The sequence below is a fragment of the Mycobacterium sp. B14F4 genome (genome assembly GCF_039871645.1).
In the GTDB taxonomy this organism is placed as follows: Bacteria; Actinomycetota; Actinomycetes; order Mycobacteriales; family Mycobacteriaceae; genus Mycobacterium.
This window is the reverse complement of sequence record NZ_JBDPMF010000005.1, coordinates 277,125-301,019: the sequence shown is the minus strand read 5'-3', so window position 1 is coordinate 301,019 and position 23,895 is coordinate 277,125. Positions and strand designations below refer to the sequence as shown.

At 69.5% G+C, this 23,895-nt stretch carries 26 protein-coding genes; 12 read left to right on the top strand and 14 right to left on the bottom strand.

Going from position 1 to position 23,895, the window contains the following annotated elements:
* Nucleotides 1-6: 6 nt before the first annotated feature.
* Entirely contained in the window at nt 7-1,380 is a 1,374-nt protein-coding gene (locus ABGB19_RS16440) for a cytochrome P450 (protein WP_347687028.1), read from the bottom strand.
* Between the two features lie 100 nt (nt 1,381-1,480).
* Here ABGB19_RS16440 and ABGB19_RS16435 point away from each other — a divergent pair, with 100 nt between their 5' ends.
* Nucleotides 1,481-2,089 carry a TetR/AcrR family transcriptional regulator gene (locus ABGB19_RS16435; RefSeq protein WP_347687027.1) on the top strand — a complete coding sequence of 203 codons (609 nt, stop codon included), beginning with the start codon at nt 1,481-1,483 and terminating at the stop codon, nt 2,087-2,089.
* Between the two features lie 6 nt (nt 2,090-2,095).
* On the opposite strand, the gene ABGB19_RS16430 is transcribed toward ABGB19_RS16435, so the two are convergent.
* Complete coding sequence (locus tag ABGB19_RS16430; RefSeq protein WP_347687026.1) at nt 2,096-2,665, bottom strand: TetR family transcriptional regulator; 570 nt, start codon at nt 2,663-2,665, stop codon at nt 2,096-2,098.
* A 74-nt stretch (nt 2,666-2,739) separates the two neighbouring features.
* Between ABGB19_RS16430 and ABGB19_RS16425 the strand changes: the two genes are divergently transcribed.
* Nucleotides 2,740-3,387: a class I SAM-dependent methyltransferase gene (locus ABGB19_RS16425; protein ID WP_347687025.1), complete on the top strand. Its 648-nt coding sequence runs from the start codon at nt 2,740-2,742 to the stop codon at nt 3,385-3,387.
* Between the two features lie 7 nt (nt 3,388-3,394).
* Here ABGB19_RS16425 and ABGB19_RS16420 read toward each other — a convergent pair whose 3' ends face one another.
* The 3 genes from ABGB19_RS16420 to ABGB19_RS16410 are packed head-to-tail and all read right to left on the bottom strand — an operon-like array spanning nt 3,395 to nt 6,412.
* The gene (locus tag ABGB19_RS16420) at nt 3,395-4,465 is read right to left on the bottom strand and encodes a prenyltransferase (RefSeq protein ID WP_347687024.1); all 1,071 of its coding nucleotides are present in this window, start codon (nt 4,463-4,465) and stop codon (nt 3,395-3,397) included.
* The gene (locus tag ABGB19_RS16415) at nt 4,452-5,183 is read right to left on the bottom strand and encodes a class I SAM-dependent methyltransferase (RefSeq protein WP_347687023.1); all 732 of its coding nucleotides are present in this window, start codon (nt 5,181-5,183) and stop codon (nt 4,452-4,454) included. Before ABGB19_RS16415 ends, ABGB19_RS16420 begins: the two co-directional genes overlap by 14 nt.
* Nucleotides 5,177-6,412, bottom strand: a complete 1,236-nt coding sequence (locus ABGB19_RS16410; RefSeq protein ID WP_347687022.1) for a glycosyltransferase family 4 protein — start codon at nt 6,410-6,412, stop codon at nt 5,177-5,179. Before ABGB19_RS16410 ends, ABGB19_RS16415 begins: the two co-directional genes overlap by 7 nt.
* 195 nt (nt 6,413-6,607) lie before the next feature.
* Here ABGB19_RS16410 and ABGB19_RS16405 point away from each other — a divergent pair, with 195 nt between their 5' ends.
* Entirely contained in the window at nt 6,608-7,060 is a 453-nt protein-coding gene (locus ABGB19_RS16405; RefSeq protein WP_347687021.1) for a DUF3224 domain-containing protein, read from the top strand.
* On the opposite strand, the gene ABGB19_RS16400 is transcribed toward ABGB19_RS16405, so the two are convergent.
* Nucleotides 6,999-7,463: a PPOX class F420-dependent oxidoreductase gene (locus ABGB19_RS16400; protein ID WP_347687020.1), complete on the bottom strand. Its 465-nt coding sequence runs from the start codon at nt 7,461-7,463 to the stop codon at nt 6,999-7,001. The two genes, ABGB19_RS16405 and ABGB19_RS16400, sit on opposite strands and share 62 nt — an antisense overlap.
* Before the next feature lie 479 nt (nt 7,464-7,942).
* Here ABGB19_RS16400 and mycP point away from each other — a divergent pair, with 479 nt between their 5' ends.
* Genes mycP through ABGB19_RS16380 form a run of 4 tightly spaced genes read left to right on the top strand, consistent with a single transcriptional unit; the run spans nt 7,943 to nt 12,559 of the window.
* Entirely contained in the window at nt 7,943-9,301 is a 1,359-nt protein-coding gene (mycP, locus tag ABGB19_RS16395; protein ID WP_347687019.1) for a type VII secretion-associated serine protease mycosin, read from the top strand.
* Nucleotides 9,298-10,695: a type VII secretion protein EccE gene (gene eccE, locus ABGB19_RS16390; RefSeq protein WP_347687018.1), complete on the top strand. Its 1,398-nt coding sequence runs from the start codon at nt 9,298-9,300 to the stop codon at nt 10,693-10,695. Before mycP ends, eccE begins: the two co-directional genes overlap by 4 nt.
* 2 nt (nt 10,696-10,697) lie before the next feature.
* Nucleotides 10,698-12,224, top strand: a complete 1,527-nt coding sequence (locus ABGB19_RS16385; protein WP_347687017.1) for a hypothetical protein — start codon at nt 10,698-10,700, stop codon at nt 12,222-12,224.
* Entirely contained in the window at nt 12,221-12,559 is a 339-nt protein-coding gene (locus ABGB19_RS16380; protein ID WP_347687016.1) for a YbaB/EbfC family nucleoid-associated protein, read from the top strand. The genes ABGB19_RS16385 and ABGB19_RS16380 overlap by 4 nt, the downstream gene beginning before the upstream one ends.
* On the opposite strand, the gene ABGB19_RS16375 is transcribed toward ABGB19_RS16380, so the two are convergent.
* The 4 genes from ABGB19_RS16375 to ABGB19_RS16360 are packed head-to-tail and all read right to left on the bottom strand — an operon-like array spanning nt 12,556 to nt 15,626.
* Nucleotides 12,556-13,050: a TIGR04338 family metallohydrolase gene (locus ABGB19_RS16375; RefSeq protein WP_347687015.1), complete on the bottom strand. Its 495-nt coding sequence runs from the start codon at nt 13,048-13,050 to the stop codon at nt 12,556-12,558. The two genes, ABGB19_RS16380 and ABGB19_RS16375, sit on opposite strands and share 4 nt — an antisense overlap.
* Nucleotides 13,047-13,796 carry a DUF2786 domain-containing protein gene (locus ABGB19_RS16370; RefSeq protein ID WP_347687014.1) on the bottom strand — a complete coding sequence of 250 codons (750 nt, stop codon included), beginning with the start codon at nt 13,794-13,796 and terminating at the stop codon, nt 13,047-13,049. Before ABGB19_RS16370 ends, ABGB19_RS16375 begins: the two co-directional genes overlap by 4 nt.
* Before the next feature lie 16 nt (nt 13,797-13,812).
* Nucleotides 13,813-14,790, bottom strand: a complete 978-nt coding sequence (locus ABGB19_RS16365; RefSeq protein WP_347687013.1) for a hypothetical protein — start codon at nt 14,788-14,790, stop codon at nt 13,813-13,815.
* Nucleotides 14,787-15,626, bottom strand: coding sequence for a lysophospholipase (locus ABGB19_RS16360; protein WP_347687012.1), 840 nt, complete (start codon nt 15,624-15,626; stop codon nt 14,787-14,789). The genes ABGB19_RS16365 and ABGB19_RS16360 overlap by 4 nt, the downstream gene beginning before the upstream one ends.
* 16 nt (nt 15,627-15,642) lie before the next feature.
* Between ABGB19_RS16360 and ABGB19_RS16355 the strand changes: the two genes are divergently transcribed.
* Entirely contained in the window at nt 15,643-16,665 is a 1,023-nt protein-coding gene (locus ABGB19_RS16355; protein WP_347687216.1) for a sigma-70 family RNA polymerase sigma factor, read from the top strand.
* On the opposite strand, the gene ABGB19_RS16350 is transcribed toward ABGB19_RS16355, so the two are convergent.
* Nucleotides 16,601-17,608 carry a hypothetical protein gene (locus ABGB19_RS16350; protein ID WP_347687011.1) on the bottom strand — a complete coding sequence of 336 codons (1,008 nt, stop codon included), beginning with the start codon at nt 17,606-17,608 and terminating at the stop codon, nt 16,601-16,603. The genes ABGB19_RS16355 and ABGB19_RS16350 overlap by 65 nt on opposite strands.
* 160 nt (nt 17,609-17,768) lie before the next feature.
* Between ABGB19_RS16350 and ABGB19_RS16345 the strand changes: the two genes are divergently transcribed.
* Nucleotides 17,769-18,893, top strand: a complete 1,125-nt coding sequence (locus ABGB19_RS16345) for an NDMA-dependent alcohol dehydrogenase (RefSeq protein WP_347687010.1) — start codon at nt 17,769-17,771, stop codon at nt 18,891-18,893.
* Here ABGB19_RS16345 and ABGB19_RS16340 read toward each other — a convergent pair.
* Nucleotides 18,868-19,332 carry a MarR family winged helix-turn-helix transcriptional regulator gene (locus ABGB19_RS16340; protein ID WP_347687009.1) on the bottom strand — a complete coding sequence of 155 codons (465 nt, stop codon included), beginning with the start codon at nt 19,330-19,332 and terminating at the stop codon, nt 18,868-18,870. The genes ABGB19_RS16345 and ABGB19_RS16340 overlap by 26 nt on opposite strands.
* 67 nt (nt 19,333-19,399) lie before the next feature.
* Between ABGB19_RS16340 and ABGB19_RS16335 the strand changes: the two genes are divergently transcribed.
* Nucleotides 19,400-20,194 carry a pirin family protein gene (locus tag ABGB19_RS16335; RefSeq protein ID WP_347687008.1) on the top strand — a complete coding sequence of 265 codons (795 nt, stop codon included), beginning with the start codon at nt 19,400-19,402 and terminating at the stop codon, nt 20,192-20,194.
* Nucleotides 20,172-21,485, top strand: a complete 1,314-nt coding sequence (locus tag ABGB19_RS16330) for a gluconolaconase (protein ID WP_347687007.1) — start codon at nt 20,172-20,174, stop codon at nt 21,483-21,485. Before ABGB19_RS16335 ends, ABGB19_RS16330 begins: the two co-directional genes overlap by 23 nt.
* On the opposite strand, the gene ABGB19_RS16325 is transcribed toward ABGB19_RS16330, so the two are convergent.
* On the bottom strand, nt 21,482-21,769 hold the full coding sequence (locus tag ABGB19_RS16325) for a GlsB/YeaQ/YmgE family stress response membrane protein (RefSeq protein ID WP_347687006.1): 288 nt from the start codon (nt 21,767-21,769) through the stop codon (nt 21,482-21,484). The two genes, ABGB19_RS16330 and ABGB19_RS16325, sit on opposite strands and share 4 nt — an antisense overlap.
* Before the next feature lie 223 nt (nt 21,770-21,992).
* On the opposite strand from ABGB19_RS16325, the gene ABGB19_RS16320 reads away from it, so the two are divergent.
* Nucleotides 21,993-23,075 carry a phosphodiester glycosidase family protein gene (locus tag ABGB19_RS16320; RefSeq protein WP_347687005.1) on the top strand — a complete coding sequence of 361 codons (1,083 nt, stop codon included), beginning with the start codon at nt 21,993-21,995 and terminating at the stop codon, nt 23,073-23,075.
* Between the two features lie 52 nt (nt 23,076-23,127).
* On the opposite strand, the gene ABGB19_RS16315 is transcribed toward ABGB19_RS16320, so the two are convergent.
* Nucleotides 23,128-23,895: a fructosamine kinase family protein gene (locus tag ABGB19_RS16315; protein ID WP_347687004.1), complete on the bottom strand. Its 768-nt coding sequence runs from the start codon at nt 23,893-23,895 to the stop codon at nt 23,128-23,130.

The window sequence follows — 23,895 nt, the reverse complement described above, 5'->3', positions numbered from 1 at the left end:
TTCCTCCTAGCCCAATGGGGTCTCGCGGCGGTGGACCACCATGCGCCCGCCGTCTTTGGGGGTGTAGGCGACGCCGCGGGAATGCACTTTCTCCGCGGGCGCCGAGGTCGTACCGATCTCGAAGTGGCGCAGCACGGTTCGCAGCACGATGTCCATCTCCACTCCTGCGAAGGCCGCCCCGACGCAGCGCCGGGTACCGCCGCCGAACGGGATGAACGCAAACGTCGGCGGCCGCGTTCCGAGGTAACGCTGAGGGTCGAAGCGCTCCGGGTCAGGGAACTCCTCGGTTCGGTCGTGCATCAACGAGATGCTGGCCAGGATCGAATAGCCCTGCGGGATAACCCATTCGCCCAGCTCGAACGTCGGTGAGTAGACGTGCCTGCCCGCGAAGTCGATGACGGTGCGCGCTCGTTGGACCTCGAGGATGGTGGCCTGACGGTACTCGTTGTCGTCGCTGGCGACCTCGTCGACCAGCTTGGCCAGCACCTGCGGATGGCGCGTGATCCGTTCGAACGCCCACGCCAGGGTCGACGCCGTCGTTTCGTGACCCGCTGCCAGCAGGGTCAGCAGCTCGTCCCCGATGTCCCCGCGGGACATGGCGGTTCCATCCTCGTAGGTGCTGCGTAACAACAGTGCCAGCACGTCGTCGCGGTTCTCGAAATTCGGATCGGCCGCGACCCGGTCGATCAGCTTGTCGATGACCGCGTCGTACTGCCTGCGGTATTCGGCCAGCCGGCCCCACGGGCTGAAACGGCCGTAGGTCCGCGACGGAGTCGGCAGCGTCGCCACCCGCGAACCCAGCGTCACCCACGGCGGGATGATGCGCCGCAGCTCGTCGAGCTGCTCACCGTCGGCGCCGAACACCGCGCGCAGGATCGCATAGAGCGTGATGCGCATCATCGGTTCGAGCGTCGGAAACGCCTGGCCCTCCGGCCAGTTCGCCGATTCGCGCAGTGTCTCCTCTTCGAAGATCGTCTCGTAGTTCTTGATGCTCTTGCCGTGGAAGGGCGGTGTCAGCAGACGGCGCCTGCGGCGGTGCTCTGCTCCGTCGAGCGCGAACACCGATCCGGGTCCCAGCACCCGCGACAGGTTCGGCTGGATGTTGCCGACGTCGTCGGTGTTGGCCATGAACAACTGCTTGGCAAGCCGCGGGTCCGCGGCGACGACGGTGGGCCCGAACACCGGCAGGTTCAACGTGAACACCGAGCCGTAGCGACGTGCGATCTGCGCGACCGTCCACCGGCGCGAGATGGAGAACGAGACGCCCAGCAGCGCCTTGGGGATCGGCGGCCGCGGCGGCACCGTGATCGGACGCACGGGCGGTCCTGCCCCCTCGATGACGGTTGTCCCCTGCGCTTCGCGCGTGGCCCCATCGCTCATGACGCTCCCAACCAGTTCCCTGGTACTACGGTGTACCGTGAGTGTGTGTAGTACGGTACCGGTTGGTACCAGTTGGGCGCAAGGGTTCGGAGGGGGCGAGATGACAGCAGCGCTGAACAGCGGCGCGGCCTCCGCCGACGCCGACGAGGTGTTCCGCGATCGGCTGCTCGACGGCCTGTCCGCGTCCGTCAACGAACGCGGCTACCGCGACACCACCGTCGCCGACATCGTCCGGCACGCCCGCACCTCCAAGCGGACCTTCTACGAACAGTTCGCGAGCAAAGAGGAATGCCTGATCGAGCTGTTGCGGCGCAACAACGACAACCTGATCGCCAACATCCGTGGTGCGGTCGACCCCGACGGGGACTGGCAGGAGCAGATCCGCAACGCCGTCACCGCCTACGTCGACCACATCGCGGCGCGGCCCGCGATCACCCTGACCTGGATCCGGGAGGCACCCGCGCTCGGCGCCGTCGCCCGGCCACTGCACCGGCTGGCGATGGACAACCTCACCGACATGCTGGTCGACCTCAGCGCCAGCCCTGGCTTCGCTCGGGCCCAGCTGCCGCCGGTAACCCGGCCGCTGGCGCTGATCCTGCTGGGTGGGTTGCGCGAGCTGACCGCACTGTTCGTCGAGGACGGCCGCGACGTGCGCGGCGTCATCGAGCCGGCGGTGACGGCCTCGAAGGCGATGCTCGGCCCGCGCTAGCGTCCGTCACCCCAGGATCAGCCGCGCCGACTTCTCCAGTCGCTCCGCGATCTCGAGGTAGGACGCGTACCCCATCCCGGCCCGCACCAGCGCACCCGAGTACAGCATCTCGAGCGAGTCGATCACGTCGGCGTCGACGTCGGCGCCCAGCGCAGCGGCCAACCGGTCGCGGATGTCCCGACCGATCCGCAACCGCAGCACCTCTACGTCGGGGTCGCGGCCCAGCAGCGCCGTGGTCACCGCGCCTGCGAACTCCGGCTCGTCGGCAACCAGCAGCGCGATGTGGCGAAGCACATCGATGACCCGCACGGCCGGGTCGGGTGACTCATGGGCGGCGACGGGCGATCCGGCCAGTCTGCGCCAGAACACCTCCGCGACAAGGTGTTCCTTCGACGAGAAGTAGGTGTAGGCGGTGGCCGCGCCGACCCCGGCCTCGGCGGCCACCCGCCGCACGGTCAGCCCGGCGAAACCCTCGCGGCGCAGGAGTTCGACCGCGGCCCTGCCCAGGCGATCGACGGTGTCGGCCTGCTTGGCGGTCAGTCGGCGCCGAGTCGACTCCAGAGCCGCGTCGGACACATGTCCGGACGCTACTACAACGACCCGGGACCAGCAACGACCGGCCGGTTGGCCGCCGAGTAGGTTGGACCACGATGAGCACCACCGAAGAACTCTTCGCCCTGGCCGAGCAGGTCACCGGATTCATGCCCGCCGACGAGGGCCGCGCCCTGTTCGACGCAGCGGTGAAGTACCTCGCCGACGGCATCGGCGTCGAGATCGGTACCTACTGCGGCAAGTCCACCGTCCTGCTCGGCGCCGCCGCCCAGCAGACCGGCGGCGTGGTTTACACCGTCGACCACCACCACGGCTCCGAAGAACATCAGGCAGGCTGGGAATACCACGACGAGTCGATGGTCGACGCCGTCACCGGACTGTTCGACACGCTGCCGACCGCCCGGCGCACACTCGACGCCGCGGGGTTCGACGATCACGTCGTCGCTGTCGTCGGCCGATCGCCGGTGGTGGCCCGTGGTTGGCGAACTCCGTTGCGGCTGTTGTTCATCGACGGCGGTCACACCGAGGAGGCCGCGCAACGCGACTTCGACGGCTGGGCGAAGTGGGTCGAAATCGGCGGCGCGCTGATCATCCACGACGTCTTCCCCAACCCGGACGAGGGCGGGCAGGCGCCGTTTCACATCTACCGCCGCGCGCTGGACACCGGCGACTTCCGCGAGGTGTCGGCCACCGGGTCGATGCGGGTGCTGGAGCGCACCGGCGGCGCCGTCGGGCAGCCGATCTAGCGGCCGGTCAGCGGTCGCTGGTGGCGCATTCGCAGTCGTACTCGCCTTCCAGCCCGCGGGGAAGTTCGGTACCCCGGAAGATGCCGCTGGCGTGCGTCGTGCGCGACAGCGCGTCGGCGGCCAGGATCATCGCCGCACCGGTCCAGGTGGTCCGTTCCTCCGGCCAGCGCTTACCGTCGGCGAACACCAGGCCCGTCCAGTAGGAGCCGTCCTGCTCACGCAGATGGTGCATGGCCGCGAACTGCTCACGGGCGCGGGCGGTTTCGCCCATCGCATCGAGTGCCATCACCAGTTCACAGGTCTCCGCGCCGGTCACCCACGGCCGGTCGTCGACACAGCGGATGCCAAGGCCGGGCACGACGAAGTCGTCCCACCGCTCGTTGATGCGCTCATGGGCCGCCGCGCCGTGGACGGCACCGCCGAGCACCGGGTAGTACCACTCCATCGACCAACGGTCCTTGACCGCGAAGGCGTCCGGGTGGTCGGCGATCGCGTGGCCGAGCCTGCCCACGGCGACCTCCCACTCGGGCTGGGGATCGTCGAAGTAGTCCGCGAGCGCCAGCGCACAGCGCAAGCTGTGGTATATGCTGGCGCAACCCGTCATCAGCGCCTCCGGCTCGAGTCCTGAAGCGCTTCTGGCCCAGGCGATCTCACCGCCGGCGAGCTGCATGTCGAGCACGAAGTCGACGGCCTTGGTGACGACGGGCCACATGGTCGCGGCGAACCGGCGGTCGCCGGTGATCAGCACGTGGTGCCACACACCGGTGGCGATGTAGGCGCAGAAGTTGCTGTCGCTGTTGGCATCCTCGATGACGCCGTTGCGGAACTGGATGGGCCACGAGCCGTCGGGCCGCTGCGTGGTGCGCGACCACTCGAACGCCGCGCGCGCCGGTTCCAGCAGTCCGGCCGCAGTCAGCGCCATCGCGTTCTCGATGTGGTCCCACGGATCGGTGTGGCCGCCCTCGAACCACGGGATGGCGCCGGACGATTCCTGCGTGGCGGAGATCGACTTCGCGGTCTGGCGGCACTCGTCGGGCGTCAGGACGCCGGGCACGGCGGGCAGGTCAGGAGTCGGCACCGACGACCACCGGCTTGGAGAAGTACAACGCGACGCTCTTGCCGATCACGGGGTTGAGCATCGATTCGGCCGTGCGGGTCAGCCAGGGCCGGCTCATCATGTCCCACACCAGCAGTCGGTGGTACGCCTTGACCGCTACCGAATCCGAGTTCTCGGTTCCCACCGCGCATTTCAGCCACCAGTACGGCGAGTGCAGCGCGTGCGCGTGGTGGGTGTGCGTCAGCCGAAGCCCATGGGCCAGGACTTTGTCGCGCAGGCGGTCGGCGTGGTAGATCCGCACATGGCCACCCTCGTTGGCGTGGTAGGAGTCGGACAGCACCCAGCACACCTTTTCGGGCAGCCACCGCGGCACGGTGATCGCCAGCGCGCCGCCCGGCTTGAGCACGCGCACCAGTTCGGCGATCACCTCGTCGTCGGCCGGGACGTGCTCGAGGATCTCCGAAGCGATCACGCAGTCGAAAGTGCCGTCGGCATAGGGCAAATGGAGAGCGTCGCCCTTGACCACCTCGGCCTTGGCCGACAACGGCACCTCGCCCTGTTCGCGCATCGCGCTGAGGATCTCGTCGACGTCGTTGAGGTCGGCGGCGTTCTGGTCGAACGCGATGACGTCGGCACCGCGGCGGTACGCCTCGAAGCTGTGCCGGCCCGCGCCACATCCCACGTCGATGACCTTCGTGCCCGTACCCACACCGAGCCGGTCGAAGTCCACGGTCAGCATGCGCCGACCCGATCCCGCGCCCGCTCGTAGACCGCGACCGTCTGCGCCGCGACGGACTGCCAGCTGAAGACCTCGAGTGCGCGCTTGCGGCCGTTCGCGCCGAGGCGGGCCAGCTCCCGCGGCGAGTCCAGAAGCTCACCGAGCACGGTGGTGAGCTCGTCGACGTCGGCCGGCCGCACCAGCCGGGCACATTCACCGTCGGCGCCGACCACCTCGGGCAGCGCGCCCGCGCGGCTGGCCACGATCGGGGTGCCGCTGGCCATCGCCTCCACGGCGGGCAGCGAGAAGCCCTCGTAAAGCGAAGGGATGCAGGCGACCTCGGCCGAGGCGAGCAGGTCGGCCAGCTCGCCGTCGGTCAGGCCGCTCGAGCTGTGCACGATGTCGGAGATGCCCAGCTCGGCGATGAGCTTCTCGGTCGGGCCGTTGGGTTCGAGCCTGGCGACCAGCTGCAGTTCGAGGTCGCGCTCGACGCGCAGCCGCGCGACCGCGTGCAGCAGGTGGCTGACGCCCTTGAGCGGCACGTCGGCGCTGGCAATCGCGATGATGCGGTTGCGCACCCGGCGCTCGGCGGGCTTGAACATCGCGGTGTCCACCCCCAGCGGCACGACGTGCAATTGACCGGGTGCGACCCCGAAGTCCTCCGAGATGTCGGCAGCCGAGGTCGACGAGACCGTGAGGAGTTCGGGGATGTCGCAGGCGACCTGCTTCTGCATCTCCGCGAAGCCGTACCAGCGGCGCACCAGCGGCTTGCGCCACCACTTCGCCGCGGCGACGTCGAGCACCTTGTCCCGGGTGATCGGGTGGTGCACCGTCGCCACCACCGGCAACCCGAGATCGGCGATCTTGCGCAGGCCGGTGCCCAGGCACTGGTTGTCGTGCACCACGTCGAACTCGTCGCGGCGCGCGGCCATGATGCGGGCGGCGCGCAGGCTGAACGTCTTGGGCTCCGGGAAGCCGGCCGTCCAGGTGGTCAGCAACTCCAGCAGGTCGATCCGGCTCTTGATCTCGCTGGGCCACGGAATGCGGAACGGATCCGGCTCGCGGTAGAGGTCCAGGCTGGGCACCTCGGTGAGCCGGACCCGCGGATCGAGCCCCTCCGGGTAGGGCTGACCGGAGAACACCTCCACGTCATGACCCAGTTCAACCAGTCCGCGGCTGAGATAGCGGACGTAGACACCCTGACCCCCGCAGTGGGTCTTGCTCCGGTACGACAACAAGGCGATGCGCATGCTCAGCTCACGACAATGCGCAGAGACGGCCACATCCAGGGCGTTTGGGCTGGATAAATCGTGTCACGCAACAACTCCGAACCCTCTGGACATGTGTCCAGACTATAGTTTGACGTGCTATCGGACGCAACGCGGCCGTCCTGCACTTGACTATCACAGCGGGACAGAGCCGCGCCGATGGGGTATCCGTCCCTCATGAGTAGACATATCGAGGCGACGTTTTCGATCGGCAGCTGGGACGAGACGCCGTTCGAGGACGGCAATGATTCCACCAAGCTGACCGAGGCGTTGGTCGCCAAACGCTACGAGGGCGACATCCAGGGCACCTCGACGACGAAGTGGCTGCTGGCCTACGCACCGGACCGCAGCGCCCTGTTCGTCGGCATCGAGCACATCGCGGGGACTGTCGGCGGCAGCACCGGCAGCCTGGTGCTGCTGCACGACGGCTTCTACCGCGACGGGGTCGCCAGCGCGGACGTGCGGATCGCGTCGGGCACCGGTGAGCTGGCCAACGCCGCGGGCAGCGGGAAGTTCCGGGCCGACCCGGCCGGCAGCATGACGCTGGACCTCGACGGGCTCGACACCGCTATTGCCGACTCGTCGCGGGAAATCCACCCGTCGCGACGGGGCCCCAGCGGCGTGGGGTGATCCGGATCAGGCACTTGCCCTGGTCGTCCATCGCCCGGCGGTACTCGTCCCAGTCGGGGTGCTCGCCTGCGACGGCCCGGAAGTAGTCGACCAGGGGTTCGACGGCGTCGGGCAGGTCGATCACCTCGGCGTCGCCGTCGACCTGCACGTACGGCCCGTCGAACTCGTCGGAGAGGACGACGACGCTGGCGCGCGCGTCGCGGCGCAGGTTGGCCGACTTGGCCCGCTGCGGGTAGCTCGCGATCACGATGCGGCCCTCGTCGTCGACGCCGCCGGTCACCGGTGAGCTCTGCAGCGAGCCGTCGGCACGAAAGGTCGTGAGCAGCATGCGATGTCGCGGCCGGACGAAGTCGAGCAGCCCGCGCCGGTCGACGACGTCGGCCGTGGCGTACTTGCGTGCCATGACGGCGACCCTACTGACCGCACGGCCGTCACGCCGCGCAGCAAGAGCGCACGACGTTGCCCGCCACCGCGCCCGGGGCTCCCGCACCCGGAGTCCCGGCCGTCGCACCGCGGCCCGGTCGTCGTCGCTGGCCGCGTCGGGGTCGGGGGACCGGGTCCGCACAAGTGATCGGTCGCGAAGCCGGTGATCCACCTCGACATCCGCCCTGACCGGGCCGTGGCGCCATCCGCGCGCGACCATCGACCCGATCGGAGCTCACCGCGCACCCACCCCCCGGCCCACACGGATGACCTGCGAGAAGCCGGCGAGCTTCGGCCGTGGTGACGGAATAGCGGAATCGGTGCCCCCGACCGACCCTTAAGATTGGCTGCGTGCATTCGGCCGATCGGCTTGACGTGACAATACGCGCCGCCCAGTGGCCGACGCGGAGTTTGCTGCGGCCCGTGCAGCACACTGTTCGCCGGGGAGGTGCGTAGCGCGTGCAGCGCATCTTCCAGCGCGCCACAGTGCTGCTGGCGGCCCTGCTGCTGGCGCTGTTCAGCGCTCCGCCCGCCGGGGCGATCGAGCCCCCGGCGATCGATCCCGCGGCCGTTCCGCCGGACCAGACCGGACCCGACCAGCCGATGGAACTGCGCCGAGTCTGCTCGGCGCCGATGGTGTTCCCGAACTCCAACTTCGCCGACCGACCGTGGGCCAACGACTATCTGCGGCTCGCCGAGGCGCAGAAGTTCGCGACCGGTACCGGCGTGACCGTCGCGGTGATCGACACCGGGGTCCAGGGTTCGGCGCGGGTGCTCGCCGAACCCGGCGGTGACTTCGTCGACCAGGCGGGCAACGGCATGTCCGACTGCGACGCCCACGGCACGCTGACCGCGTCGATCATCGCCGGCCGGCCGGCACCCACGGACGGGTTCGTCGGCGTCGCGCCCAACGCCCGCATCCTGTCGCTGCGCCAGACGTCGGAGGCGTTCCAGCCGGTCGGAGCCCGGCAGGACCCCAACGACCCGAACACCACGCAGACCGCCGGCTCACTACGCAGCCTGGCCCGCGCCGTCGTGCACGCGGCCAACCTCGGCGCGGCGGTCATCAACATCAGCGAGGCGGCCTGTTACAAGGTCACCCGCCCGATCAACGAGACCGGCCTCGGCGCGGCGATCAACTACGCGGTCAACGTCAAGGGTGCGGTCATCGTGGTCGCGGCGGGCAACACCGGCCAGGACTGTAGCCAGAACCCGCCGCCGGACGCTGCGGTGCCCGCCGACCCGCGCGGATGGCAGGAAGTGCAGACCATCGTCAGCCCGGCGTGGTACTCGCCTTTGGTGCTCACCGTCGGCGGCATCGGCCAGAACGGACAGCCGAGCAACTTCTCGATGTCCGGACCGTGGGTCGGCGCCGCGGCACCCGCCGAGAACATGGTCGCGCTCGGCTACGACGGCAACCCGGTCAACGCCCTGCAAGGCGAGGACGGCCTGATCCCGATCAGCGGCACGTCGTTCGCCGCGGCCTACGCCTCCGGCCTTGCGGCCCTGCTCAAACAACGCTTCCCCGCGCTCAGCCCGGCGCAGATCATCAACCGGATCACCGCGACGGCCCGGCACCCCGGCGGCGGCGTCGACAACTACGTCGGTGCGGGTGTCATCGACCCCGTCGCGGCGCTGACCTGGGACGTGCCCGCCGGCCCGGTGCGCGCGCCGTACACGGTCAAGGAGATCCCGCCGCCTGCCTACATCCCGCCCCCGGACCGGGGCCCGATCACGGCCGTGGTGCTCACCGGCGCCGGCCTCGCGGCGCTGCTGGGGCTGGGCGCGTTGGCACGACGGGCGCTGAGGCGCAGATGAAACGGCTCCTCGGCGTCTTGGGCCTGCGCTTCACGACCGGTCACGCCATCTGGGCGGCCGCGCTGATCCCGGCGGCCATCGTGCTGTTCGCCCGGCTGCACCTGCTGTGGCTCGGCATCACGCTTGCCGTGCTCATCGCGCTGGGATCGGTGCTGACCGTCCGCGGAAGGCGGGCCACCGGCTGGGTGGCCGCGGTGTTCGCCTGGCGCAGGCGCCACCGCAGGGAACCGCAACGACCCTCCGAACCCGCCGTCGGGGCGACGGTGCTGCCGGGTGACCACGTCGCCGTGCGGTGGCAGGACGACTACCTGGTCTCGGCGATCGAATTGGTGCCGCGACCCTTCACCCCGACGGTGATCGTCAACGGCGAGGCCTTCACCGACGACGTGGTCCACACCCGCCTCGTCGAGCAACTGGTCGCGGCGCACTGCCCCGACCTGGAGGCCGACGTGGTGTCGGCGGGCTACCGGGTGGGCAAGACCGCGCCCGCGACGTTGGTGTCGCTTTACGAGCAGGTGGTCGGTCCGTACCCGGCTCCGGCGAACCGGCGCACGTGGATCGTGCTGCGGGCCGACCCGGAAGACACCCGCAAGTCGTCGCAGCGCCGGGAGGCGGGCGTCGCGGGACTGGCGCGGTATCTGGTGGCCTCCACGACACGCATCGCCGACCAGTTGGCGGGCAACGGGATCGACGCCAGGCCGATGCGCAGCTTCGACGATCTCGATCGCGCGACCGAGATCAGCTTCGAACGCGAGACGTGGTCGGCGATCAAGGGGCGCAGCACCTTCACCTCCGCGTACTGCGCGCCCGGGGGTCCCGACGTGTGGTGGTCGGCGCGCGCGGACCACACCATCACCCGCGTGCGTATTCGGCCAGGCGCGGCGCCGACGGCGACGGTTCTGTTGACCACCCTGGCGAATCCGACCACACCGCGCGGCTTTTCGTGTCTGTTCGGCGGACAGCGTGCGGCGTTGCACGGCATCAGCCCGGTCACCGACCGCCACTACGAACTGCCGATCGGTTCGGCCGGGGTGATGGTCGGCGAGACGGCGGACCGCTATCCGGTGTACATGCCGTTCGACGACGTCGACGTCAGCATCAACCTCGGTGACGCGCGGCTGTTCACCCAGTTCATCGTGCGGTCGGCGGCGGCGGGGGCCGTCATCACGCTGCTGCCCCAGTTCAACGAGTTCGCGCAGTACGTCAACGCGCGGATCGGGCAGGTGGCCAAGGTCTCGTGGCCCCATGCCACCACCTACCTGGGTCCGCATCCCGGCATCGGCCGGGTCGTGTTGCGCGACAACTTCATCGACACACCGCGCCACCGGCAGTTGCCGATCCGGTTGATCAACCCGCGCGAGGAAAGCCGTTACCAGATGGTGTTGGAGGGGTAGCCATGGGAAACGGATTGGGCGTCGTCACAGCGGAATTGGACGGCCTGGCCACCGGCATGGAGGGCAATCCGTGGTTCTCGCCGTCGGTTCGGGTCGTCGCGCCCGACGAACTGCAGGTGGCCAAGAGCGCCGCGGCCAACCTCAACGAGAACGCCCGCGTTCTAGAGCAGTACCAGAAGTGGGCGGAGGCCGAGAACAAGCGCACCGCCGAGATGCTGCGCACCGCGGCCAAGTCCTACGACGACGTCGACAGGAAGTACGCCGAGAACTTCGACGACCCCGGTAGGGCAGCCGATCTCGACGCCGTTTCGGTGCCCGTGCCCGCCACGCCGATGCCGCCGCTGCCCGAGGGCCCGCCCGCCATGCAGGCGCTCAGCGCGGGCGACTACAGCGATGTCAACACCACCCAGCAGTTGTTGAGCGCCGGCGATCACGGCGCCTCGCTGGACGTCGCGGAGGTGCACTGGGGCCTGGCCGCAACCAGTGCGCAGGCCCACGCCGCCCCGCCGAAGGTGACGAATTGGGAAGGCGATGCGGCCGACGCGGCGCGCGACCGGATGAACAAGTTCAGCGACTGGCTGGCCGACCTCTCGGCGGCATGGCAACGCCTCTCGCAGGCCGCCGTGCGGGTACAGGCCTCGCACACGGCAGCACTGGCCGAGCACACCAACATCTACACGCGGTACAAGTTCCTCGAGGCCCGCATGCAGGAGCTGGCGGCGCTGGTCAGTCCGGGCAACGCGGTCGCGACGCAGAACGAGATGACGCGAATCTCCGAGGAGATGGCGGAACTTCAGCGCCGCTCCGACGAGGTGCGCGCGGAGTACGCCGACAACGCCACCTTCGATCCGGTGCAGGTGGACGCGCCGCCGTTCTCGCCGTCGTCCGGTTCCGCTCCATCGCCGGGAGGCGGCGGCGCGGGCGAAGGTGGCGGCCAGCCCACCGGTGATCCGTCCGCGATGGCCGACAAGACGGCGCAGTCGCTGCGGGCACCGCAGACCGGTGCCGGCACTCCCGCGGGCGCGGGCGCCCCGTCCGGCGGGGGTGCGCCGTCGGGTGCCGGCGCACCGTCGGGCGGCAGCGGGGGTGGGTTGCCGGGCGGGGTGCCCGGGGGCGCGCCGTCGACCCCGACGCCGAAGTTGCCGACCGATCCCAGCCTGCGGCCCGCCGCGGCGTCCGGTGGTGGCTGGTCGGGCGGCGGCGCCGGTGGTGGCGGCGGCGGGCTGCCGTCGACGCCGATGTCGGCGGCGGTGAAGGCGGAGACCGTCGGCCCGGCGCCGACGGCTCCGACAGGCGCAGGGGCGGCTCCCGGCCCGGCGGGTGGTTCGGCCATGGGCGGGATGGGAGCGGGCATGGCGCCGATGGGCCACGGCGCCGGGGCGCAGCAGGGCAAGGAGAAGCGCCGGGATCCGCGGTTGGCGCCCGATGAGGACCTCTACACCGAGGACCGGCCGTGGACCGAGGCCGTCATCGGCCAGCGCCGCAGGCGCGATCAGGAGCGCGGCAGAGACGGCAAGGACTCGCAGTGAGCGAGCAGATGCATCCGCAGGTGGCCGCCGTGCTGCAACAAGCACAGCGGCTGCAGTCGATCATGGACGACCAGCTGCATCGGATGAACACCCAAACCTTCACGGCCACAGACGAGTCCGAGACCGTCGAGGTGACGCTCAACGGCCATCACCACCTGACCGGGACGGTCATCGAGGACGGCCTGCTGCGCCTGGGTGTGGAGACGGTGCAGCAGAGGCTCAACGAGGCGTTGCAGAACGCGACGGCGGCGGCGACCGCGTCCATTGAGGCCGACCGCGAGCGCATCGACAAGGCGGTCGCCCAGATCACCGCCGAATTACCCGGAACTCCTTAGCGCACACCTTCTTTGGCGTACACGGTGCGCAGCACGTGGCCGACCTCGGCACCCATCACGGCGTCGGCGAGTTCGCAGAACGTGGCGACGAACTCCGGCCCGTGCGGCGGCGACGCGTCGCACAGGTGGTGGGCGATCTCGTGCAGCACCACCAACTCCCGCAGCGCCCACCGGCTTCCGCGCTCGGGTACGGCGATGGTCGCCTCGTCGCCGTGCACCTCGTAGTGCGCTGCGGTGACCCCGCGTCGGGGGCGCACGGTCAGCGGCCCGCGCTGCGGCCATCGGTGCCGCACCGCCGCCATGGCGAGCACGTCGCCGACGTACCGCTGCACCGAATCGACCGTCGCGAACCGGCCTTCCGGCGGCAGGGTCAGCTGGGTGCCGAAGAACTCGACGACGCGGTTGCCGCGTTCGTCGGCCCGGTCGAACAGGGTCCGGACGAACTCCTCGGCCGCGTAGACCTTCGCTCGCTGGCTGTCCCTGGCGGTCACTTCTCCAGCGAAGCGCGGGCGCCCGCGAGTTCGGGGCTGGGACCCAGCCGGGCGTTGCGGCCCGCGCGGTCACCGGCCCGTCGCGCCGCCGACGAGTAGCCGGCCGTCGCGCTGGTGGCCCGCCAGGTACCGCGCGCCGGTGACGTCTCTCGGTAGAAATCCTTGAGCTCGAGTTCCTTGTCCCGCAGGGCGATAGCGGTGCCCGGCTGGCTGCCGGCGCCCTTGGTGGCGTCGCGCAGCGCCTCCTCGCGGGCCTGCGCGAGCCGCTGCCCGATGCGCGCGCCGAACGCCAGCTGGAAGTTGATCCGCGCGGTGATCGTCGGCGTCGGGCGGTGCGCGCCCGAGGCGATGTAGGCCTGCGACGCCTTGACCATCTGCGTCACCAGGCTGGCGTAGAGCGCGTGGCTGGAGTCGATGTCCTCGCCGAAGCCGTAGGCGTAGACGAAGGTGGAGTTGGACGCGACATCGCACTTCACGTCGTTGGCGAGCGCGATCACGGTGAACAGTTGCACGTAGGTGCGCAGGCCGCGGGCGCCCGCGGTGCCGATGGTGATGGTGCGCTGAACCGGCATCTGGGCCTTCGAGCGCTGATCGGAATGCGAACGCGCGACCGCGAGGTCGATGGACGTCGCGGTGGCGAGCCGCTGGGCGGCGGCCATGAACGCGTCGGCCTCGTGCGGGTTGTCGGTGCCCTCGGCCTGGCGCAGCAGGGCCGCGATCCGCGCCAGCATCTTGTCGTCACTCATGCGGGCCAGACTAGGGCTACTTGGCGACAAAGCGGTCGAGCGCTTGGGTGACCTGTGGAGAAAGCGGGTCTTGGGAGGCGTAGTTGGCGACGTTGTCACTTGCGTCGTCGCGCAACACGTGGTTGACGCCCTTGAGTTCGACCAGCGTCGGCGCGGTGTGCTCGAGCGCGTCGACGAGCGGTCGCACCGCGTCGCAACTGGCCTGGGCGTCGGCATCCGAACACGTCACCAGCACGGGCATGTCCGCGGGCAACCTGGCGGCCAGCGCCACCGGGTCGATCTTGTCGGCCTCGATCACCGCGCGGACGTTGCCCTGGTTCAGCAGCGCGCCGAGGCCCTCGGGCAGGTTCGGCGGCACGGTGCCGATGGTGCGGACCTGCTCGACGGCGGCCAGCCAGGTCGACAGTGCCTCGGGGCCGGCGTTGGCGCGCACCCGGTTGGTGATGATGTCCAGATAGCGGCCGGGCAAGGGCTGAAACAGGCCCAGCGCGTGCACTTTCGGCGCGTCGGACGCGGTGGCCAACGACATGGCGTGGATCGAGCCCTCGCCGAGCGCGTACACCGACACGCGGGCCTTGTCGGTACCGGCCTGGTCGGCCAGATGGCGCAGCGCCGCGGCCGCGCCCGCGGTGTAGACGGCGCTGACCACCTCGGTCGGCCGCTGCGCGAACGGGCCGAGCCCGGTCTTGCCGGTGCCGACCTTGTCGTAACGCAGGCTGGCCACGCCGCGGTCGGAGAGCAGTTCGGCCAGTTGGCGCATGTTGCCGACTGGGCCGGCTACGGCGTTGTCGCCGTTGCGGTCGGTGGCGCCGCTCTCGGAGATCAGCAGCGCGGCGGGTCCGGGCGCGGCTCCCTCCCGGTAACGGTAGGTGCCGTAGATGGTCAGCCCGTCAGCTGCGAAGCTGACGTCGGCATCCACCCAGCGAGGCTCGTCGCTCGACGAGCACCCGGCCAGCAGCAGCAACGAGACCAGGAGCGCCGCAACAGTTCTCAAAGCTTGGCCTCGATCCACGAGGTGACGTCGTCGAGCACCAGCGCGCGCTCGGGCTCGTTGAACACCTCGTGGTAGAGCTGGGGATAGACCTTCAGATGCGCGTCGGTCGAGGCCACGCACTCCAGCAGATGGTGACTGCCCGCGACGGGGATGAGCTTGTCGTTTTCGCCGTGCACCACGAGCAGCGGCGCGGTCAGCGACCCGGCGCGCTGCGGCATGGTCTCGCCGACCTTGATCAGCGCCTTGGCGATGCCGGCGGGCAGCTTGCCGTGATGCACCATCGGGTCGGCCATGTAGGCGGCGACGACGTCAGGGTCGCGGGAGACCGCCTCGGTCGGCAGTTCCTCGACGGGCAGGCCCGGCAGGACGCCGCCGACGACCTTGGCGACGCCGATCATGAACGACGACACCGCGTCGTGCGCGTAGACGGCCGGCCCGGACAGCACCATCGCGGTGTAGTCGCCGGGGTGCTCGACGCCGTAGGCGAACACGACGCCACCGCCCATGCTGTGACCGAGGACGATGTGCGGCAGATCGGGGTGATCGTCGGCGGCGATGCCGACGAGGGTACGGTAATCGCCGGTGTACTCGCCGATGTGGCGCAGGAACACGCGTTTGCCGCCGGAGCGGCCGTGGCCGCGCAGATCGAGGGCGTAGGTGATCAGCCCCGCCTCGCCGAACCGCTGGGCGACATGGTCGTAACGTCGGGCGTGCTCGGCGTATCCGTGGCAGAGCACCACCACGCCGCGGGGTTCGGTCTCGGGGGTCCACACGTCGTAGACGATGCGCACCCCACCGACACCGTCGAAGGTGTGTTCGCTGCGGGTTGTGGCCACTCAGGGAGACTATCTGTTGTCACATGCACTGATTAAGATCGGCGGCGTGACGGTGCTGGCCCACGAACTTGACGACAAGCGAGCCGAGGACGCCTTCCTGGCCGATGCGCAGCAGTACCGCCGTGAGCTGCTCTCGCACTGCTACCGGATGACCGGTTCCCTGCACGACGCCGAGGATCTGGTGCAGGAAACGTATCTGCGCGCGTGGAAGTCGTACAAGGGTTTCCAGGGCAAATCCTCGGTGCGGACGTGGCTGTACCGGATCGCCACCAACACCTGCCTGACGGCGCTGGAGAGCAGGCAGCGCAGGCCGCTGCCGACGGGGCTCGGCGCGCCGAGCTCGGACCCGGTCGACGACATCACTTCCCGCGACGAGGTGCCGTGGCTGGAGCCGCTGCCCGATCAGGCGGACGACCCGGCTGACCCCTCGGTCATCGTCGGCTCGCGCGAGTCGGTGCGGCTGGCGTTCGTCGCCGCGCTGCAGCATCTCTCGGCGCGCCAGCGGGCGGTGCTGGTGTTGCGCGAGGTACTGCAGTGGAAGGCGGCCGAGGTGGCCGACGCGATCGGCACGTCGACGGCGGCGGTGAACAGCCTGCTGCAGCGGGCGCGCGCGCAACTGGAGGCCGTCGGTCCAAGTGAGGACGACGAGGTCAAGGGCCCGGAGTCGCCCGAGGCGCAGGATCTGCTGACCCGCTACATCGACGCGTTCGAGAGCTACGACATCGACAAGCTCGTCGAGTTGTTCACCGCCGATGCGGTGTGGGAGATGCCGCCGTTCGACGGTTGGTACCAGGGTCCGGAGAACATCGTGCTGCTGTCGAAGACGCACTGCCCGGCCGAGGGCCCCGGCGATATGCGGTTCGTCCGAACGACGGCCAACGGTCAGCCCGCGGGCGCGCTGTACATGCTGAACCGGCAGACCGGTGTGCACGAGCCGTTCCAGATGCATGTGCTCGAGGTCGGCGCCGACGGCATCACGCACGTCGTCGCGTTCCACATGACGTCGTTCGAGAAGTTCGGCCTGCCCGCCTCGCTCTGAGGGGCCGAGTGGCGGGCTGACCGACGCTTTGCGCCTCCCAGCGTCGGTCAAGCCGACACCCGAGGTCGACCTTGGCGTGGTCGGGCCATCCGGCAGAGCGCATGGCATCGCGCACTCGAGCCAGAAGAGTGCCGCTGCGATAGCGGAGCATGTCCCGACTCACGCGGACGACGGTCCAGCCCTGGTCTTCAAGATCGGCGATCCGCTCGATTGTGCGCGCATGGTCGGCTGGGCTGGCCCAGTGTTGTGGTCCGTCGTACTCGACCCCGACCTTCCAGTCGGGCCAGCCCATGTCGACGCGGCCGACGAAGTGCCCGAACTCGTCGCAGACCACGATCTGGGTTCGCGGACGTGGGAAGCCGGCAGCTGTCAACAACAATCGGGTCCTGGTCTCCTGCGGCGACTCAGCCCCACCGTCCATCAGGTCCACCGCCACCCGAAGCTGCTCGAGACCGCGGACGCCGCGATGATCGGCGAGCAGTTCGACGATGCCGGCGGGTTTGAGCCCCGTCGCGTTCGCTAGTGCGTCGAGCCTGACGACGGCCTGCACGAGTCCGTCCCGACGACCCAGGTCGTAGGCCGTGCGCGCGGGCGTGGTGACCGGGATTTCACCGACGACGCTGATCTCGCCGTCCCCGAGGCGGTCGCGATGGATCCGTATTCCGTCGACCTTGCACCCGACAGGACGGATCAATTCGGCGGGAAGCTCGGCGTCGATCCACTTGGACCCGTGCAGCGCGGCGGCCGAAAGCCCTGCCACGGTGGCCTCGCGGCGTGCCCACAACCACGCGGCTTCCGCACGGATGGCGGCGGTGATCGGGACGTGCTTCGGCAGGTAGACGTTTCGGTAGAGCATGACGTGCCGGGTCCGAAGAGCGCGCTCGCTGGCAGTGCCGGCGGCACGGGCTTCGCTGCCGACGAACGGTCGGTTCCATTCCCCCATTGATCGACCGTGGCATACGGAACGACGAATGTCGGCTTGTCGGACGCGATCTGTGGATAACCGTCGGCCAACCCGACACTAGACGGGGTGTAGGCGGGAAATCACCAGGCCAGGGTGCTAGTTGACACCTGTTCTGGAACGTGTTCTATGATCGCCGGTCATGAAGACCAAGGGCGCCCTGCTGTGGGAGCTGAACTCCCCGTTCCGCATCGACGAGATCGAGATCGGCGACCCCGTCGACGACGAGGTGCAGATCCGCATGCACGCGGCGGGCATGTGCCACTCCGACTACCACCTGACCACCGGCGCCACGCCGATCGCGCTGCCGGCACTCGGCGGTCACGAGGGCGCAGGCGTGATCACCAAGGTCGGCAGGAACGTCACCGGCCTGCAGGAGGGCGACCACGTCATCCTCGCGTTCATCCCCGCCTGCGGCGAGTGCCCGCCGTGCCTGAAGGGCCACCGCTCACTGTGCGACCGCGGCGCGTTGCTGCTCGGCGGCAAGGCGATCGCCGACGGCACCTCGCGCGTGCACGCCGGCGGCACCGAGGTCTCGCCGATGAACCTGCTCGGCACCTTCGCTCCGTACATGACGGTGCACAAGGACTCGGTGGTCAAGATCGACAAGGACATCCCGTTCGAGACCGCCGCCATCATGGGCTGCGCGGTGCCGACGGGCTTCGGCTCGGCCACCAACGTCGCCGAGGTCGCACCCGGCGAGACGGTCGTCATCGTCGGCGTCGGCGGCATCGGCATGAGCGCACTGCAGGGCGCGGTGATCTCCGGCGCCCGCAACGTCATCGCGATCGACCCGAACGAATGGAAGCGCGACCAGGCGATCAAGTTCGGCGCCACCCACGTCTACCCGTCGATGGCCGAGGCCATCGCACCCGTCATCGACCTCACCCACGGCGTCATGGCCGACAAGACCATCATCGCGGTCGGTGACATGAAGGGCGAGTACATCGAAGAGGCGTTGACGCTGACCACCAAGACCGGCACCTGCGTGGTCACGGGGATGGGGTCGATGATGGACGTCGACGTCAAGCTCAACCTCTTCCTGTTCACGATGCTGCAGAAGACGTTGAAGGGCAACATCTTCGGCGGCGGCAGCTCGCACATCGAAACGCCGAAACTCATCGGCCTCTACAAGTCCGGTCTGCTCAACATCGACGACATGGTCACCAGGACCTACCGCCTCGAGGACATCAACTCCGGCTATGCGGACATGATCGACGGCAAGAACATCCGCGGCGTCATCACCTACGACGAGGCGGACTGGTAGCCAGCCGCTCCAGCGCGCTCGACAGCACCGCGTCGAAGGCGCTCAACTGCGCGGGCGAGAGCCCGTCGAACACCACCTCGCGTACCAGCGCGACGTGCCCGGGCGCGGCGGTCCTGAGGGCGGCGACCCCGCCGTCGGTCAGCTCGACCGACGCCCCCCGCCGGTCGTCCCCGCTGCCGTGGCGCACGATCAGCCCGCGGCCGCGCATGCGCCGCAGCTGATGTGACAGCCGGCTCTGTTCCCAGCCCAGCACGTCGGCGAGGTCGTTGATCCGCAGCGCTCCTTTCTCCGAGAGCGCGACGAGCACGTCGTAGTCGGCCAGCGAGAGCTCACAATCCTGCTGCAGCTGCCGGTGCATCGCCGTCTGCAGGCGGCCGGTCATCGTCAGGTACCGGCGCCAGACCCGTTGTTCCTCGCTTGTCAACCACATGGAATACATGACACATCATCTATGTTGTCGCGTCCAGTAGCCCCACCTAGGCTGGGCCCCGACCGAGAGGCACATCATGACGCCAGCGACAAACGCAGGCGGATCGCGCATCGATCCAGTCACCATCGACATCCGGCGCGCCGACGACCGCGCGAGGACCAGGATCTCCTGGCTGGACTCCAAGCACTCCTTCTCGTTCGGCAGCCACTACGAGCCCGAGAACACCCACCACGGCCTGCTGCTGGTCAACAACGACGACATCGTCAAACCCGGGACGGGATTTGACACCCACCCGCACCGCGACATGGAGATCGTGACCTGGGTGCTGCGCGGTTCGCTCGTCCACCAGGACTCGACGGGCCACTCCGGCGTCATCTATCCCGGTCTCGCCCAGCGCATGTCGGCCGGTCGCGGCATCCTGCACTCGGAGAAGAACGACTCGTGGCGGCTGACCGGCTCCGAATCACACGACGAGCCGGTGCGTTTCGTCCAGATGTGGGTGGTGCCCGACGAAGCCGGCATCGAGCCGGGCTACCAGCAGCTCGAGATCGACGACGAGTTGTTGCGCGGCAAGCTGGTGACCATCGCGTCGGGCATGCCCCAGCACAGCGATCAGACCGCGATCACCATCCGCAACAGGCACGCGGCGCTGCACGGCGCCCGCATGCAGCCCGGCGACAGCGTCGAGTTGCCGCAGGCGCCGTACGTGCACCTGTTCGTGGCCCGCGGCGAGGTGACACTCGAAGGCGTAGGCGCGCTGCACGAGGGTGACGCCGTGCGATTCACCGGCTCGGGCGGCCAGTGCGTCACGGCCGCCGCGCCCGCAGAGATCCTGGCCTGGGAGATGCATGCGAGTTTGGCTGTGGCGTAACACAATCGGAAGCGTCGCCGGGGTTGTCCTGTTGGCGGGCTGCGCCACCGACCCCGAGCCTGCGCGCGCCCCGAGTCCGCAGCCGACCTCGTCGGCGCCGACGGCGGACGCGGCGGCACTGGCACCGGTCACGGTCGACGTGGCAGACGATCGCAACGCCGCGCCGTTCGACGAACCGCGCCGGGCCATGGTGCCGCCCGGCTGGACGATGTCGGTCTGGGCGCGGTTGCCCGCGGCGCGGTTGGCGGCGTGGACACCCGATGGCGCGCTGCTGGTCTCACTGCCGAGCACCGGTCAGATCGTGCTGCTGAGGCCGACGGCTGGGGGCGCGCAGCAGTCGGTGCTGCTCGACGGGCTCAACCAGCCGCACGGGATGGCGTTCTCGGGCGACACCCTATACGTCGCGCAGAGCGACCAGATAGACGCCTACGACTACGCCGACGGCCGAGTCACCAACGCGCGCATAGTCGCCGACGGCCTACCCGACGCCAAGAGCCCCGACTTGAAGGGCCGTTACGCCCACGCGCTCAAGAGCGTCGCCGTGGGACCGGACGGCAGCGTCTACTTCTCGATCGGATCGACGGGCAACATCTCCGCCGAAGATCGGGATGCCGACCCGCCGCGCGCGACGATCATGCGGGTGCCGCCCGGCGGCGGTCCCCCACAGCCGTTCGCGACGGGGGTGCGCAACGGCACCGGCCTCGCCGTCGCCCAGGACGGTTCTGTGTGGACGGCCAACAACGGCCGCGACAACGTCGCGTACCCGGGGCCGGGTCCGGACTACGGCAAGGTGATCGAGGAGTACGTCACCGACCATCCGCCCGAACAGCTGGCGCGACTCACGCCGGGGCGCGAACTGGGTTGGCCCTACTGCAATCCCGATGGCGGACCGGCCAACCTGCCGCTGATCCGCGACGTGCAGACCAACGCCGACGGGAGCCGAATGGATTGTGCGGCACTGCCGCCGATCGAGCAGAGCCTCGGCGCCCATGCCGCGCCGCTGGGGCTGAGTTTCACCAGCAGCGTGCTGCCGGAACCGTATTCACAGGGGGCCCTGGTCGGCGTGCACGGGTCCTGGAACGCCGATCCGCCGCGCGCGCCGGAGGTGTCGTTCTTCGAGTGGCGCGACGGCGGACTCGGCGATCAGCAGACACTGGTCGGCGGATTCCAGGCCGACGACGGGTCCCGGTGGGGCCGCCCGGTGGCCGCGGTGGCCGGCCCCGACGGCGCCGTCTACATCACCGACGACTACGCCGACGCCGTTTACCGGCTGGCCCCACCCGGCAGCTAGCGGACCCCGGGGCCCCGCGAGCGGGTGCCGCGGCGCCCGGCAATACCGACGTAGATCGCGATCAGCACGATCGCCACCACGAGTCCGATGAGGAAAGGAATCGGCGAGAAGATCTTGTCACCGGTGCCGAACAATTCGTTGGAGATCCAGGAACCGAGGAGGGCACCGACGGCGCCCAAGACGATGGTGATCAGGACGCCGATGTTCTGCTTACCCGGCATGATCAGGCGCGCGAGCGCTCCCAGGATGATGCCCGCGATGAGGGCGACGATGATGGTCCACATAGTTTCTCCTTCTTCGGTTACAAGCGCCTAGGACTTGTTCCCAAAACGATGTCTTCTATACGTAACACTCGCGCCGCGTCCATTTCGGCGAACTGCAGTCGTGCGCGACGAAAAGGGTTGTCGATGCCGAAATCAATGCGTGATGCTGCTGTTATCAAAGTTGACAGTGTGTTTGCTGTGATTACTGTGGTGTTGTTCTCGCTGTGTCCGCGAAGGGGCAACCGTGTCGACCACAACCGCAAACATCCGCAGGTTCGCGGCGTCCGCCGCGGCCCTGCTGTTGTGTGCCGTGCTGTCGTTCACGGCAGGCGTTCCGACGGTGCGCGCCGCGGGCGCGCGCGAGTTGCTTGCCAATGCGATCGCCGGCACCCGCGGGTCCTACCTCGTCTACAACTTCGGCGGCGGTCATCCCGCGCCGATGCTCAACGCGGGCGGCAACTGGTACGAGATGGACAACGGCGGACACCTGATGATCATCAAGTCCGCGTCCGGTCGCCTGGCCCCGCGACTGCTTGTGGACTCGCACAGGGGGTTTCAGGCCCGCTGCGAACGCGATCCGCGGGCCCGCACCGGCGAGGGCCTGTGGCAGGCGTCGGAGATCTTCACCCCGCTGCAGGCCTGGCAGGCGCTGGGACAGCCGACGATCGCGATCAACGCCAACTTCTTCGACGTACGGGGTCAGAAGGGCGGGTCCTGGAAGTCGACGGGATGCAGTTCACCGCTGGGCGCCTATGTCGACAGCACCCGAGGTCAGGGGCGCGCCAACGCCGCGATCACCGGCACCCTGGCCTACGCCGGCAAGCAGGGACTCTCCGGCGGCAACGAGCACTGGAAAGCGCTCTCGACGATGATCCTGCCCGTGGCCGGGGCGCCGTACGTGGTGGCGCCATCGAGTCCCGACGACTACGACGCGGCCTCTCCGGTGGTGCAGCGGCTGCTCGACGAAGGCGTGCGCTTCGTCGCGGTCGCCGGGATCGGGCTGCTGGCGCCGGGCGACACCGGCCAACTCAACGACGGCGGTCCCAGCGCCGCGCGCACCGCCATCGCGTACGCCAAGGACAAGGACGAGATGTACGTGTTCCAAGGCGGCAGCTACACACCGGACCAGATCCAAGATCTGTTCCGCGGCCTGGGCAGCGACTCCGCCGTGCTGCTCGACGGCGGCGGTTCGTCGGCCATCGTGCTGCGGCGCGACACGGGCGGCATGTGGGCGGGTGCCGGCGTCCCGCGCGGGTCGTGCGACACCCGTCAGGTGTTGTGCGACTCCCGCGAGCGCGCGTTGCCCAGCTGGCTGGCGTTCAACTAAGCGGCGGCGCCTGAGGCTCCGTCGTCCGAGTCGGCGGCGTCATCGTTCGCGTTCACGCCTCGAGCGCGCGGCGCGCGGCGGCAGCCGTCTGACCTGCATAGCCGCCACCGAACAGCGCGACGTGGGCCAGCAGCGGATACAGCTGGTGCAGGCCGACGCGCGCACGCCAGCCCTCCCGCAGCGGCCGTTTCGCCTGATAGCCGTCGACCACGGCGTCGAGGTACGGGCACCCGAACAGCGCAAGCATCGCCAGGTCGGTTTCGCGGTGGCCACCGTGCGCGGCCGGGTCGATGAGGACCGCCCCCTCGGGCGTCCACATCACGTTGCCGCTCCACAGGTCGCCGTGCAGGCGGGCGGGCGGTTCGCCGTCGTCGAAGTCGCCGGCCTCGCACCGGGCGGTGACGGCCTCGACGTCCACACGGGTCCTCGCGTCGAGTCGGCCCGCCGCGTGCGAGGCCATGGGCGCCAACCGCTCACGGGCGTAGAACGCGCCCCACCGGCCGTGACCGGTGAGCGACATCGGCAGCGGCTGGTGCAGGGGACCGAAGAAACCGGGGCCGGCCCAGCCCGCGGGCGGGGCACCGAACGCGTCCGCGCCCGCGGCGTGCGTGCGGGCCAGCCGGCGGCCGAACTCGTGCGCGGCGGCGCGGGTCGGGGCGGCGGTCGTGAGCCGTCCGAGGGTCAGGCTGGTGGCGTCGACGGCCAGCACGGCCGCGCACGGCACGCCGCCGCTCACGGCCGAGAGCCAGCGCAGGCCTGCGGCTTCGCAGGCGAAGAAGCCGGCGGGCGCGGCCGCATTGCGCTTGACGAACGGCGGCAT